The sequence below is a fragment of the Alteromonas abrolhosensis genome (assembly GCF_001953635.1).
GTDB classification, from domain to species: domain Bacteria; phylum Pseudomonadota; class Gammaproteobacteria; order Enterobacterales; family Alteromonadaceae; genus Alteromonas; species Alteromonas abrolhosensis.
On the sequence record NZ_MEJH01000006.1, the window covers coordinates 181,265 to 196,583 of the forward strand.

Consider the following 15,319-nt stretch of genomic DNA (forward strand, 5'->3'; position numbering starts at 1 on the left):
ACTATGAAATTAGCATCAATAGATATCACGTTGTTCGTGGTATACGTCGTCGCGCTTATCGGAATCGCGTGGTGGGTTTCTCGCGAAAAGCAGGGTCATCAAAAAGACACCAACGATTACTTTTTAGCGGGTTCAAGCCTGCCATGGTGGGCAATTGGCGCATCACTCATCGCCGCCAATATCTCCGCCGAGCAAATCATCGGTATGTCTGGCTCGGGTTACCAATTAGGGCTTGCCATAGCGTCGTATGAGTGGATGGCAGCCATTACATTGCTTATTGTAGGCAAGTTCTTCTTACCTATCTTTCTAAAGCATAAAATCTACACCATGCCTCAATTTCTAGAGCAGCGATACGATCATCGCGTGCGTAAGGTAATGGCAATATTCTGGCTAGGCGTTTATGTTTTTGTAAACCTAACGGCTGTGCTGTGGTTAGGTGCATTGGCCATCAATACCATTGCGGGTGTTGATATGGTTTATGGCATGATGTTCTTAGGCCTTTTCTCGTTAACCTATTCACTTTACGGCGGCTTAAAAGCTGTTGCTTTAACCGACATTATTCAAGTGGTGCTATTGGTTATTGGTGGATTGTTTCTGTCTTATACGGCGTTAAACCTAATCAGCGACGGCAATGGGGCCATCCAAGGTTTTGTTGACCTAACTAACAAGCTCCCTGAAAAATTCGACATGATTTTGTCAAAAGACAATCCACACTATATGGACTTGCCGGGCATTTCTGTATTGATTGGTGGCATGTGGATCATGAACCTGTCGTACTGGGGCTTTAACCAATACATCATTCAGCGTACATTGGCGGCAAAAAGTGTCCAAGAAGCGCAAAAAGGTATTGTGTTTGCGGCATTCCTGAAACTACTAATGCCGTTAATTGTGGTATTGCCGGGGATTGCAGCAGTACTTATTGTGCCTGACTTAGCTAAGCCAGACCAAGCATATCCAAGCCTAATGACACTAATGCCTGTTGGCCTTAAAGGTATTATCTTCGCAGCGCTTGTGGCGGCGATTGTGTCTTCGCTAGCGTCGATGACAAACAGCGTTTCTACTATTTTTACCATGGATCTCTATAAGGATAAGCGTCCAAACGAGTCGCAGCAGCATTATGTGAAAGTAGGTCGTATCGTAAGCTTGGTTGCGCTTATCATTGCTATGGTGGTGGCCAAGCCGCTGTTGGGTAATTTCGATCAAGCATTCCAGTATATCCAGGAATTCACGGGCTTCTTTACACCAGGTATCTGCGCGTTGTTCGTTTTAGGTATGTTTTGGAAGAAAACCACGGCAAACGGTGGTCTGCTTGCAGCGTTAGGTTCATTTTTATTAAGCTTAACATTCTGGCTGTTTTGGCCTGAACTGCCGTTTATTGACCGTGTTGGACTTGTGTTCCTGCTTTGTGTTGCTCTAGCTGTGGTTGTTTCTCTGCTAGAGAAAAAAGGTGTCAGTGAAAACGCTGTCGACCTAAACGAAGTGCAGTTCAAAACCACAAGCGGATTTAATGTGGCATCTATCGCTGTAGTTATCCTTACAGCGGCGTTTTACATTGCGTGGTGGTAGCAGACAAGGAAGGGCGTTTTTAATCGCAACGCCCTTGCTAAAATTAACTAAAAACAACGCGAAAGTGCAGAAGACGCTGACAATAAATTTTGTTAAGTTCTAGAACGTGTTGCAGTTAGTAACGTAAACCTGTGGCGAAAAACTTCAATTTTCCCTCATAAAATACGGTATACTAACCGGCTAATATTCGATGAACTTTCGCGCTTGCTGATGTCTTACTAAGAAGAGTTATACAGCAAGCCACTAAAAACGTTACAGGAGACATCAATGGCAACGAAAGGCGTTAATAAGGTTATTCTTGTTGGAAACCTTGGCAATGATCCTGAAGTTAGATACATGCCTAACGGAAACGCCGTTGCGAACTTAAGCCTAGCAACTAGCGAAAGCTGGAAAGACCAACAGGGTCAGGTTCAAGAGCGCACTGAGTGGCACCGCCTTACAATGTACCGTCGCTTAGCAGAAATTGCCGGAGAGTACCTGAAAAAGGGCTCGCAAATTTATGTTGAAGGTAAATTGCAAACGCGTAAGTGGCAAGATCAGCAAGGCCAAGATAAATACACCACTGAAATTATCGTAGACCAAATGCAAATGCTTGGCGGTCGCGGCGGTGAAGGCGGTGGTGGTAACGGTGGTTACCAACGTCCTCAAAACAACCAAGGTGGTTACAACCAGGCGCCTGCACAAGGCGGTTATAACCAAGCGCCACAGCAAGGTGGTGGTCAGCAGGGCGGCTACAACTCAAACCAAGGTGGCGGCTACAATCAAGCGCCTCAGGGTGGCAATCAAGGTCAGCCAAAGAACCCACCAATGGCTGAGCCAGATTTTGACTTCGACGATGACATTCCGTTTTAAGAAAAAACAGTTCACGTGTTGAAAATATTCTAAGAGCCGCTTTAATAGCGGCTCTTTTTTTGAGCTAAGTTCGCCCAATTATGAGATTGGTGCCCGCCATTCTTCCCCCGATTACCTTAAAATAATTTCATCATATTCCCATTGTTGTTTTCCCATAAACGCGATGAGTGAGCTTTAAGAATTACGTGTAAAAGGTTGGGTTTTTGCAGTGTCAGTAGTAGTAACCTTGGTGGCTTTTGTTTTGTTGTGTCTTAAAAGCAGCGTGTTGTTTGCTCAAACAGACGGCGAATGTGAAGGGGAAAGCTGCGCCTCCAAAAAGCCTACAGTAGTATGGTTGCGACCACCCGAGCTTGGAATTGAAGGCAGTGGTGTCAGTATCACTTCAGGGCCCATCTATGACGCCATGGCGTACCTCTCTACACACCTGCATAACTACGAACACCAATTTGAAGCTTATCCGGTTAAACGTGCATGGTCGTTGGTACAGCATCAACAATCCGCGCAAAAAGTGTATTGTTTCTATGGCGCCGCTTACCAAGAAGAACGCGCTGAGTGGGGATATTACTCCCAGCCAACCTCTATAAACTTACCGCTACTCATTGTTGCAAGAAACGCGCTTCAGCCTTCATTGAAAAATGAATTAGATACCGCGCAGCCTCAGCCAACGCAGGAATATTTTGAGTCCATTTCTTTACGCGCTCTGCTTCAGCAAAATTTGAGAACGGTACTCTACAACGATGTGAATAACGTATACGCCGATACTGTTGAGCAATGGGCTACAAAAAACAATGTGGTACGTTTAAATGGGTTGGGCAAAGACTTAGGCATGCATACCATTGCCCTGCTGGAAAGTGGAAGAATAGACTTTGGTTATGTAGGGCACCGCGAGCTTTCGGCATTACCGGAAGAAGAACTCGATGCGCTTAATGTCTATCAAATCAGCGAACTGTCACAGCAATTAAGAGGAACAAAGCGCGTACTGTGTTCTAAGAGTGAACTAGGAAAATCGGTAACGAATGATCTAAACAGCGCGCTGACTCACATTACATCTACGCCTGTAAAAAGCCAAACCTTGAGAGACATCAACTTCGCGGCAGATGGATATCCGTTATTTCTTAAACCACTTTTTGATGAAAGGTGGAAGCAATACCTTTCAAACTGAATACTAATTAGGTTTTACGTTTTACCATTTCCTTTATGCAAAACATGCTTAATTTACAAGCTTTTGATGGCAGGTGAATCACATTCGTAAAGCACGTGTTGGACTAGTGAAGCCCGTCTTTAAAGAGCGGATAAACGCTTAGCTAGGCCGATTTAATTACCTCTCTTTATTTTTCTTAATCACCAATAACAATAGTGTTTTCCTTGTGCGATACCCGTGACGAGGTATTATAAATTTGCTTATTAATAACGAGAAAATTACCAAAATATGAAAACGTTATCCCTTCTTTTTGGCGGAGCTGCTCTGGTTTCAGCAACCGCGATTATATCTCCCTCGGTATCAGCTGCTCAAACGCTTTATAAGCCGTTCCCTGCCGATGTAATGCCGTCGTTGAGTGAGAAAGGTAACTATGACGTTGGCGTAAAAACAGTCGAAGCGGCTTACCCTGTTAAAGTCAAAGACATTGCTGGCAATGAAGTCGAGCGATCACTTACTTTGGAAGTTTGGTATCCCGCAGCAAGCTCTGCTCAGAAGACCACGTACATTAATGAAACAAGAAGTGGTCAAGTGTTTGAGGTACAAGCCGATGCAAGCCGTGATGCCCCCATTGCCAACGCTGACACTGATTTTCCGGTAATTGTTATTTCTCATGGTTATACCGGTTACCGTACCCTTATGTTTTATTTAGGTGAACACCTTGCGTCTCACGGTTATGTTGTAGCGGCAATCGACCACACAGATTCCACAAACAAAGATGTTAATTTTGCAGAAAACCCGTATTCAGGCTTTCCAAGCACGTTACTAAATCGCTCGCGTGACCAAGTTTTTACTTTGAACAGCATCAGCGAAAATACCTTTTTTAAAGAGAGTGTGGATGCGAGCAAAGCAGGTATTATCGGCTATTCGATGGGGGGCTACGGCGCAGTTAGCACGGTAGGAGGATGCTATGCTTTTAACGACCAAACCGCTGCAACCTTCACCGGAACACAAGATCCTAAAGCGGTAGCGTTGATAAAAGAAGCGCTTAACACCTGCGCAGGTGGCAAGGCCCGTGGCGAAGAAACACTGCCAGCTTGGAAAGCAGCGTTAGCACTTGCGCCATGGGGCGGGCAACATCAGCTTTTTGATGTTCAGTCGCTAAACAATATCAAAGTTCCTGTTCTCTATGTTGCTGGTGATAACGACGATATTTCTGGCTACGATGGTATTAAGTGGTTGTTTGATAACACCGGCAGTAAAGAATCTAAGCTACTGACCGTGAAGAATGCACGTCATAACATTGCGCCTCACCCTGCACCTAAAGAAGCCTATGGCAGTGAGTTTGATTTGGGAAGTTACATTGAACCTGCATGGGAAGTGCAAAAGCTTAATGCTATTAACGAGCACTTTGCTTTGGCGCTTATGAACTGCCACGTGAAAGCCTTGTCTGAATATTGTGGCTACCTAAACGTAGATGGCAGCAGTGCACAAATTCCTGTTAACGGCAAAAAGCCAGAGCCTTGGAAAGGGTTTGATGATCGCTGGGCGTTAGGCTTGGAAATGCAAAGCAAATAATGCGTTTAAAAGGGTGCACAGTCACCCTTTTTAATTCTTGTTACATATTTGCGCTGTATCTATTTAGATTGTGGCGTAATGTATATATTTGAACGTTTACGTTTTCGCCACTGCTGCCAAGTATTTCAACCATTAATAGAACTCATCATTACATCATAAGGAAGTGAAATGAAAATGCGTAAGTTAGTTACTTCAGTGCTTTGTGCCTGTTCTTTTGTTGCCGTACAGCCTGCTGTTTTTGCTGAAGCGAATACCGTAAAACAAGACAAAGTTGCTGAAACCAGTATTGACGTAACGGCGTTAAAAGCATTCTTTAAGGAAGGCGATTTCGCCCGTGTAATAGATGCCCTTGATGATGTGCAAAACAAATCACCTGAACAGCACAATATGTTGATTTCTGCATTGATGAATACCGATTTGGACGATGCTGAAGAGGCGGCTGAGCAATTTCTTCAAGCGTATAGCGATGACTATAGGGCTTACCACACACACGCGAGTGTAATGGGCGCACAGGCTTCAAGTAGCATTTTTTCTGCTCTGGGTTATGCAAAGAAAGCGAAAAAAAGCTTAGAGAAGGCCGTCGAGATTGCACCCGAGAATGTTGAGGTTTACCAAGCCTTAATGCAATTTCATTTAATGGCGCCATCTATTGCTGGCGGGGATATGGATGAGGCTATGAACCTAGCCCAACAAATTGCAGCTTTAGACAAAACCGAAGGTCAATTTGCTCTTGCGCGAGTCTATCTGGAAGACGAAAAAGAGTCAGAGGCAAAGGCAATATTTGCGTCCCTTATAGAAGACGAACAAACCCAAATTCGAGCGCGTGTTGAACTTGGAAGTTTCTATTTGTCTGACGAGCAATACGCGTCTTCATTCGACATATTGTCGCCACTTTCAGAGCTTGAAATAACGGAAGTAACAAAAGCTGAGAATGATGCATGGGAAATGTATCAAAAACGCAAAAGTAGCCTTATGTATGGAAAGTATCGTTTGGGACAAGTTGCAGTTGAAAGTGGTGAGTATACTGAATTAGGTATAAATGCTTTAAAAGATTATCTGCAAGACTATAAAACTACGTCTATTGATACAGAGAGCTTACCTACACCTAACTGGGCGCATTTACGCTTAGCTGAATTGCTCCTTAACGCTGGTCAGGTCGATGAAGCACAACGTGTTGTTAACACAATTACAGAAGAAAAAGACGAGCGTTTTGCAAAGGTGCTTAATAAAATCAAAAAGGCATTGAAAAAGCGAGCGGCGGCTTAAAACCGCCAGTTCGCTCCAACTTCTAGTTTGTTGCTGTTATTTCTATTTCTAAACAGCTTTAACGGTGTAAATCAATGCGGTTTGTGGGAATAGCACCGGCAGCTGCATACCGTATTTCATCAGTACTTCACCTGAGAATGCTTGCCCCTGCGTTTGCTGCAAAATAGACGGCGTGTATTCTTTCAGCTTTTCAGGCCATACACGCTCAATGGTGTATTGTTTATCCGCATCAAGGCCTGCGAAATAGAAGCGATTAGGCGTAGTACGCACAGTCTCTGTAACGCTGTTATACGCAAAAATGCCTTCTTGCTTGTCTTTAGACACATAGCCAAATTTTACATTCATACCGTCATCGTCCATGCGGAATAAGTCGCCGCCGTGGGTGATATGACGGTACTTTTTGTAAAGTGAAATGGCATCAGTAAGTACGCTTTGCTCGTGTTCAGTAAGTTCACGGGGGTCCATTTCTATACCCATGTGACCAAACAAGGCCACTGCCGAGCGAATCTCAATGGGTAAGTGTCTACCCGTTATATGGCAGTCACGCGGGCCAACGTGTGCCCCCATTACTTCAGATGGGAAGAAATATGAGCAGCCACGCTGAATATACAACCGATCTAGTGCGTCGTTAGAGTCTGATGTCCAGAAACGGTCTGTATGTGGCAAAATCCCTAAATCTACACGTCCGCCGCCAGAGCAACAGCTTTCAATTTCAATACCTGGGTGTGCGGCCTTTACGCGGTCAATTAAGCTATAAAGTGCAGCCATTTGACCATGCATAGCAGGCTTGCCTTGAAGGTTGCCCGGATGGTTTACATCGCGGTTCATGTCCCATTTGATGTAGCTGATTTTTGGGTAGGCTTTCAGTACATCGGTAATTACAGTATACAAATACTCAACCACTTCGGGGTTGGTTAAATCCAATACGTACTGATTTCTGAAACCAACATGAGGGTTGTTTTCGGTTTGCAACGCCCATTCGGGGTGTGCACGATACAAATCACTATCGGGGTTAACCATTTCGGGTTCAAACCAAATGCCGAATTCCATACCAAGTCCGGTAACATGGCCAATTAAGCCATCTAGCCCTTCTGGATAGATAGCCTCATCCACAAACCAGTCGCCCAATCCTGCTTTATCGTGACGACGGCCTTTAAACCACCCGTCATCCAATACAAATCGCTCAATACCAAGTGGTGCCACTTTGTCAGCAAGCGCCTTTAAGGTGTCTTCTTTGTGGTCGAAGTATATGCCTTCCCATGTGTTGTAGTGTACTGGGCGTGGCTTTGACGCGGCGCTGTGGTTTAACACTTTACTACGAATAAAATTGTGGAACTGCTGTGAGAGAGAAGAGAAACCTTCACAGCCGTAGCCGGTATAAAGCACGGGGGACGTATAGCTTTCACCCGCGTTAAGTACCACTTCGCCAGGGAACAGCAATTCACCGAATTGAACATAGCTTCTGCCATCAGCCATAAGCTCAGCGCGAAGTTTATGATTTGCTGAAGCGCCTAGGTGGTAACCGAAACACTCACCCTGAAGTTCGCCTGTTCCTTGTGAAAAGGCGATTAGACCAGGGAAGGTGTCATGAGAGGTTTTGCCTCGACGATTTTCACGTACATAACTTCCAAAGAACAAGTCATGATCCTTGGTTTGAAACTCGGCCGACCAGCGGCCTTCAAACGTTTTGATTTTGCTCACTGTAGTAGGCAAGGGCAGGGTTGCGGCGTTCAGGTAGCTCAAATTGAAAGGTGTTTTACCACTGTTCTCGATACGAGAAACGTACTTAACGACACTGGTTTCATCATCGAGCTCAACGGTGGTGATAAGACGCATGCCGCGATGAGCGTCTTCACCAACAAAAGCGACAGACTGTGCGTCTTGATTTACTTCGGTTAGAACAAAACCTGCTGACCACTGGTCGGCATCGCCAAACACCTCTAGTCCTGGTTGACCCGTCCACCCATCACCATGGGTCGGTACTAATGAAATGGGCGGTTCAATTACAGGGGCGCATTTTGCTTCTTGGCGCGTATTTAAAACGCTCAGCATTTCTGGCGTTGTACTGTCGCTTAATGGCGCACCATAGTAAATGACTTTGGGCATACGACCCTGGCAGTCGAATATTAATGTGGCTTTTTCGTTCGACAGGCGAACAAATGATGTGAATGACGACATAAAAACCTCATTTTACATGCCTAAATTTCTATAGCGCATGTTGTTTAAAGAAAAGATGATTGATGTGTACAGCAGGAGTATCTGTACAGTTCTTGGTTTTACAACGAGTTATCGAGCTTAATACCTACCTTCATAGCAGGGTCGTCGAATGATTGGGTTAGTTGCACCAATCTATTGTATTGCCGTAGCGATAGAAGTAGGGCGTTTATCGCCATTGATATACCTTCTTTGTGAAACTGCAATACGGTGTCAGCTTCAAGTTGGGCATACTTTTCTTCATTGATGGAATAGAGCCCATCTGTATGAAAACTTTGCCCAGATTGTCGCGTTATAGTGACGGAAAGTGGAGATAAGAGATCGTGCTGCTTTAAAATACTCACAAAGGCAGCGGCTTGCTCTTGCCCAGCTAACAGCGTGGCTAAATTTTCTTGCTGCTGCTTAAGGATTGTTGTTGGTTGTCCATCTGATGAAAAAAGTTTAGCGCCTTCACCTGAGAGTTTGGTAAGTCGGTGAGACGACTCATCGATGAATACATTTACGCGATTGCCTTCTATAGTAAAGTTGAATGGGTAACATTGAATACTCAATGGTACGGCATGACCTAGCCATCGTTCTTCACCGCAATAAACATTGCCTAATTCCTCAATACCAACACAACATGCCAGCGTTAGCGTTTCGTCATTCCCGCTTTTCACTAAAACCAATGGCATACAACCACTTAGCGATGCGATTTCGTTAAATCCGATATTGACTAGTTTGAAATCTTTAGCGTGGCTAAATGATGAGTCATCAATCAATCTGATGTCATTATGCTTGGCTGGATCAAGATGAACGTATTGCGGTTTCGACATAATTTTCCCACTGAATTTATTAACTACGCTGAGCCAATTGAGCTATTGAGCCTAGTAAAAACTTTCTATAAGGCCTCGATGTGAAGGCATTCGCGACTTTAACTGTTTTATCAAAGCTTGGTTTAGGGACAGTTGTTTGTCGGCAAATTCTGCGTGTTTTAAGGTGCGTCGATAAGTGCTGGCAGAATTGATATTACTGTTGCTGTTCAGCATGCCATAGAGAATGTAGCGGTAACTCTGTGCACTAAATGTATCGCTACTTTTCGAGAAGTCTCTGTCCAAAATTGGTCGGAATTGCCATTCTTTTAACAACGATAAGAGTCTCGAAGGAATTGACTGCTCAAGTCGGCTATCCTTCCAAAAAGCTGCATTATTATTGCTAAGTACATAGTGAAGTTTTAAAAAGTCGATGGCACTTTCCCACATGCCCTGTAGCTGTTCATTGAAGCGATGTTCAACGTGAGGCATAACCTGCGTGTTTGCTGGTAACTGCTCGGCAAGGAGAGTGGCGCTTTGCTCTATCAGCATAAGTGACGAGGCTTCTAAAGGCTCTAAAAAGCCACTGGAAAGTCCAATGGCGACACAGTTTTTTTCCCAAAACTTACGTCTATAACCGGTACTAAAGCGTATTTCGCGAAACGCAGATTTGTCCACGGGGGCGTTAGTATATTGGGCTAAATATTTTGCAAAGGTATCTCTAGCAGCATCATCAGATTGATGTTTACTGCTATATACATACCCGGTTCCCCTGCGATGTTGAAGTGCAATATCCCATATCCAACCGGCTTCTTGTGCCGTGGATTGTGTATAGCATGCTATCGGAGAGTTTGTATCTTCGTACGGCATTTGGCATACGAGAGCTCTGTCAGAAAAGAGATATCGAGACGCGTCGACCAACTCAACGCTCAAGGCCTTTTCAATCAGCAAGCTACTGAAGCCTGAGCAATCTATATATAGTTCAGCCGTAAGGTTTCCGCTGTTGCGCGTTTCAACAGATCCAATACCATTTTCGTTTGGATTCACGGATATCACATCGTCAACGATACGTCGAACGCCAAGCTTCTGTGTGCAATGCGTTCGAATTAGATCAATAAATTGCCCAGCGTCTAGATGATATCCATAGTTTGCAACAAATGACTGATTTGGATGCGCAGATATTTTAGGAGCCAGACCGGCTTCGCAAAGTTCGGGCTGAAAGCAAACATCGTTAGCATATTGTCCCTTCTTATCCTGAGAAGAAAGCCAATATGGCGTGATATCTAAATTAGCAGAGCCTTGGGGCGCGCTGAATGGATGATAATAGGCATTGCCCGTCTCGTTTTTGTGCCAGTTAACAAATTTACTGGCTTGCTTAAACGTTGCTCCTGCACGCTTGATAAGGTCGGCCTCAGGTATACCAATCTTGGACAAGGTACGTCGCATTGTAGGCCACGTGCCTTCACCAACCCCGATGGGATGAACGGTATCCGACTCAACGACAGTAACAGTCAGTTTATTACCGTCTTTATCGGGTTCACTGTGCGTGGCAGCAAGGAGGCCTGCAGTAAGCCAACCTGCAGTGCCGCCACCAACGATAATTATCCGATTAATCTGAGACATACAATAAAAGAGTAACCTAACCTTTTAGCCGTGTGCTGGTTCGTTTTCTATCAAACGTCCACGCCACTGCGCGCTTTGCTTAAACACCAGCCTATTCAATATAAGGGCAAGAGCAATACAGCAAACCAGAGTAACCAGCATCAAATGAATGTAATGCAGGCCGAAAGGTGCGTGCACGAAGCTGAAGTAAGCATACAGACCTACACCAAAAACAACGGCCGCTATTCCAGCGTTGGCATTTACATTATTAAATAACAAGCCAACGATAAATATGGACAGAATAGGCATGCTTAACAAACCAAATAGCTGTTGAAGTAAATTGATTATGCTTTCTGCTTGCGCATAAACCGGGACCATGAGAAGCGATACTATGGTAAGCGCTGCCGTTACAAAGCCGCTCAAGCGGGCAACATTTGGCTTCTTCTGTATATAAGCTTCATGTATATCACAAACATATAATGCCGTGGCAGAATTGAGGTTACTGTTATAAGTGGTGAGTACCGCCGCAGCAAGAGCCGCTGCAAACACGCCAGATAACCAACTTGGTAACACGTCACCAACTAACGTGCCATATGCAGCATCGTTAATGTCTCCGTAAAGCTTATATGAAATGATGCCTGGAACTACGATGATGGTTGGTACTACGATAAAGCGAATGACCGCCGCTGCGTACACGCCTTTTTGTGCTTCCTTTAAATTAGGTGCAGCCATTGCACGCTGAGTAATAACCTGATTAGTGCTCCAGTAAAAGGTCTGGATAAACACCATACCCGTTAACAACGTGTGCCATGGAAGCGGGGAATCGTTATCGCCAATTAAGGTAAGGCGCTGAGCAGGTATGCCAGAGAAATCAAAATCGATGGCAAAAAGTGCAAGAACGACTACAACGATAGCCATAGTAAGAAGCAAAACGCCAGAATAGGTATCTGAAACTGCAACCGCGCGAAGACCACCAAAGATGGCGTAGAAAGCCCCAATCAATGCAAAGGCAGTGGCAACGTACATCAGTGGAATGTCTACATTGAACATATTAATCATGAACAATGAGCCTGTGTAGATAACCGCAGGCATAAAGATAAGACTGCTTCCTAGAAAAAAAAGAAGGCCTATTAGCGCGCGTATATGCTTGTTGTTATAGCGCATTTCCAGTAACTCAGTGGTTGTGGTGCACTGATAATGGTAATAGACGGGAAGAAATACTCTAGCCAGAATGATAAGGCCGGCAACCGCCGCAAATTCCCACCACGCAAGCAGCGCCATCTGGTTACCGTTCATCCCTACAAGTTGATCGGTACTTAAGTTTGTTAGTGTGATTGAGCCCGCGACGTAAATCCATGTTAGTCCGCCGCCAGCTAAAAAATATTCTTTGTTTTCGTTGGCTTTACTATGCCCATGACCGCGACACTTTAGGTAAGTAAGAAGTCCGATAAGTGCGGTAATGAAAATAAAAACGACAAGTTGGGTTAAGCTGCCTGACACGAAAAACTCCTCAGCAGAATAAAGACAAAAGGGGGCAACAGCGCCCCCTTGTTATACTAGTTGCTATTAAAAGCTAGCACGAACACCTACGGCGTAGCGCGCACCGTCAGCAACTTGTTGAACGAAATGTTCTGACAAGCGACCACGACGTGTTAGCTCTTCATCGGTAATATTAATACCTTCAAAGAATACCGTAACTGACTCTGTTACATCGTAACTTACACTCATATCAACTTGGGTGTAAGTCTCGGTGAAACGAGGTTCAGTACCGCCTAACGTGCTTACAGCTTCTTGCATGAAGGTTTCACGATTGTTCAGTGCCACACGCGCTTGGAACGCATCTTTTTCGTAGAACAACGTTATATTCTGTGAGTTACCTAAACCGGGCAGGCTAAATTCAGCATCTGAATTAACGATAGTAGCATTAGCTTGAATACCAAATCCGTTTTCAAGCGTGTGCAACCAAGCTAGCTCTAAACCTTCAACTTCAAGAGTATCGCCGTTACGAGGACGAAGTACACTAAATACATACTCGCCGCTATCTAGGAAAAGAGACTCATCAGCAACATCGCCCGCAATAAAGTCTTCTACTTCTTTGTTAAATGCTGCAGCTGAGAAATAGCTAGTATCATCGTAGTACCATTCTAACGACACGTCCCAGCTGGTGGCTTTATATGGCTTCAGTTCAGTGTTACCCGCTTGTGCTTGTAAGTTACCTGGACGGCTTACAGTCACATTGAACACAGGGACTAAGTCATCCATCATTGGACGCGTTAGCGTTTCTGAGAATGCATATCGTAGGTATAAATCGTCTGTTAACTGTAACTTAACGTTTAAGTTAGGTAGCAGCGAAGAATAGCTATTTTTCTCATTAACTGGTGCGCCGACTTCTGTTTCATAAACCACATTAAGGTCAGACGGATCGTTAGGGATAGGCTGAAGATCTCTTACAATTTGACTTGTTCCATCAACTGAAGTGTCAGTCTCGCTGTAACGGAAGCCAAAGTTAACATCAAGTGGCATGTCTGAGATTTCGGTAGTGAAGTAGAATTGAGCGTATGCACTTAGTACTTCTTCACTCACTACGAATGAGTCGTTGCTTGGTTGCGGGTTGCCGATATTTGTTGCGTCAATCGCTGCACGTACGTCATCAAATGATTCACCAGTCGCGTCGGCAATTTGCTGTACCGCTGCATCAGAGGTTGCGTAGTCAAAGAAGGCTTCAGGATCGTAAGTTAGCCACTGATTAGGCACACCGCCGAAGTAGTTTTGTGCGGTAAACACGGTTAACAGTTCGTCAGGAAGGTCGAATGTGTAACCACAGTAGATGTCACAGCCCGAAGCGAATAAACGTGTGTTTGATTTCTCACGGTCTTGGAAGTAAATACCAAAATCAGCTTTGTAGAATGCATTGTTTGAATCAGGTACCCACGAGAAGTCGGCACGGTATTCACTGATAGTATCTTCGGTGTCAAAACCATTGCGCTCATTATAGTGCATACGGCCTAGTGACGGGGTTTGCAATGCAGCGTCTCCACCTGCAACCGTTAGTGACGGAGTTGCACCTGTGAAATCTACGCTGTATTCGTTGTTATAACCCACAACGGTGAAGAAGTTATCACCACCACTGCTGTCTTCGGCAGTAGAAGTTGAGATATCAATGTTTGCTGTTAGGTTATCGTTTACAAGCCATTCGAAGTTTGCACCAAAAGCTTGAATTTCAACGTCTCGACCATAACGGCGGCGAATAAAGTCGGTAGCACCACCTACACCATCTACCACAGTACTTGTTACACCAGACAAGCTGCCATTATCGGTAAAAGACATGTTATCTAAGTTGCTATCTGAGAACCAGTGACCAACACTGTGGGCGTCAGAATCAACTTCAAACTTAGAGTAAAGACCGTCTAAGGTCAGAGTCATATCATCATTCGGGGCGTATTGAACAACAAGATTACCTGACGTTCTTTCACGGTCTACCAAGTCAACAATTTGGTCAAAGTTCTGTGGAATATAAACACCGTTGAACTGAGCATTGTCAGCGTAATCAGGGTTATCTAACTCAGAGCGGTCAGTAAGGCTTACCCCTGGACGCCAGTAGCGAGTTTCTAACATATTCGTTTGAAGTTTACGCTGTTGGAATGACGCGGCAGCTAGAACACCTAATTTACCGTCCATAAAAGTATTCGTAATTAAGCCTGACATTTGCGGCGTTGTTTCTTCAGAAATGTCTTCATACATTCCTTTTACGCTAGCAACAGCCTTGAAACCGTCAAAAGCGAACGGACGGGCAGTTGTGATTTCAACTGTTGAGCCGATTCCGCCTTCTTGCATAGATGCAAGCGGGCTCTTATAAACTTTTGCACCACTGATAAGCTCAGCAGGAAGGGTATCGAAACTAAAAGCACGACCTTGGTTTTCAGTAGCAATTTGGCGGCCGTTAACAAGTACGGTGTTAAAATCTGGGCCAAAACCACGGACAGTAATAAATTGACCCTCACCACCTGAACGATCGATAGCAACACCAGTTATTCTTTGTAGTGATTCTGCTACGTTCTGGTCTGGAAATTTACCTAAGTCTTCAGCAGTAATACCATCATAAACAACATCAGATGCTTTTTTATCAAGCATTGATGCTTTCAGTGAGCTGGTAAAACCTTTAACTTCGATAACCTCTACTTCTTTATCAGTAGCAGTAGTGGCTTCCTGGGCCAGTGAAATCGGGGCGTGTAGGGCAGAGGCGATAGCAACACCTAAAAGTGAGCGTTTCGCAATAGGGCCTAACTGTGATGTGTTAATTTTATGTGTCACT

10 protein-coding genes are annotated in these 15,319 nt (G+C 44.5%); 5 read left to right on the top strand and 5 right to left on the bottom strand.

Going from position 1 to position 15,319, the window contains the following annotated elements; translation table 11 throughout:
* The first annotated feature begins 3 nt into the window (after window positions 1-3).
* From BGK61_RS11125 to BGK61_RS11145, 5 genes are all read left to right on the top strand, one after another.
* Entirely contained in the window at window positions 4-1,566 is a 1,563-nt protein-coding gene (locus tag BGK61_RS11125; protein ID WP_076010989.1) for a sodium/sugar symporter, read from the top strand.
* A gap of 267 nt (window positions 1,567-1,833) precedes the next feature.
* The gene (locus BGK61_RS11130; protein WP_014947881.1) at window positions 1,834-2,418 is read left to right on the top strand and encodes a single-stranded DNA-binding protein; all 585 of its coding nucleotides are present in this window, start codon (window positions 1,834-1,836) and stop codon (window positions 2,416-2,418) included.
* Between the two features lie 208 nt (window positions 2,419-2,626).
* Complete coding sequence (locus BGK61_RS11135) at window positions 2,627-3,580, top strand: hypothetical protein (protein ID WP_076010991.1); 954 nt, start codon at window positions 2,627-2,629, stop codon at window positions 3,578-3,580.
* Window positions 3,581-3,847: 267 nt separating this feature from the next.
* Window positions 3,848-5,134 (top strand): alpha/beta hydrolase family protein, encoded by a 1,287-nt coding sequence (locus BGK61_RS11140; RefSeq protein WP_076010992.1) that lies wholly within the window; start codon window positions 3,848-3,850, stop codon window positions 5,132-5,134.
* A gap of 168 nt (window positions 5,135-5,302) precedes the next feature.
* Complete coding sequence (locus BGK61_RS11145; RefSeq protein ID WP_076010993.1) at window positions 5,303-6,400, top strand: tetratricopeptide repeat protein; 1,098 nt, start codon at window positions 5,303-5,305, stop codon at window positions 6,398-6,400.
* 48 nt (window positions 6,401-6,448) lie between these two features.
* On the opposite strand, the gene BGK61_RS11150 is transcribed toward BGK61_RS11145, so the two are convergent.
* The 5 genes from BGK61_RS11150 to BGK61_RS11170 form a co-directional block, all read right to left on the bottom strand.
* Entirely contained in the window at window positions 6,449-8,578 is a 2,130-nt protein-coding gene (locus BGK61_RS11150) for an alpha-galactosidase (RefSeq protein WP_076010994.1), read from the bottom strand.
* 98 nt (window positions 8,579-8,676) lie between these two features.
* Entirely contained in the window at window positions 8,677-9,429 is a 753-nt protein-coding gene (locus tag BGK61_RS11155) for a SapC family protein (RefSeq protein ID WP_076010995.1), read from the bottom strand.
* A gap of 51 nt (window positions 9,430-9,480) precedes the next feature.
* Window positions 9,481-11,028 (bottom strand): tryptophan halogenase family protein, encoded by a 1,548-nt coding sequence (locus BGK61_RS11160; protein ID WP_076010996.1) that lies wholly within the window; start codon window positions 11,026-11,028, stop codon window positions 9,481-9,483.
* Between the two features lie 24 nt (window positions 11,029-11,052).
* A complete protein-coding gene (locus BGK61_RS11165) occupies window positions 11,053-12,507 on the bottom strand; it encodes an SLC5 family protein (RefSeq protein ID WP_076010997.1) in 1,455 nt (484 codons plus the stop codon).
* A gap of 66 nt (window positions 12,508-12,573) precedes the next feature.
* Window positions 12,574-15,318 (bottom strand): TonB-dependent receptor, encoded by a 2,745-nt coding sequence (locus BGK61_RS11170; protein ID WP_076010998.1) that lies wholly within the window; start codon window positions 15,316-15,318, stop codon window positions 12,574-12,576.
* Window position 15,319 lies beyond the last annotated feature (1 nt).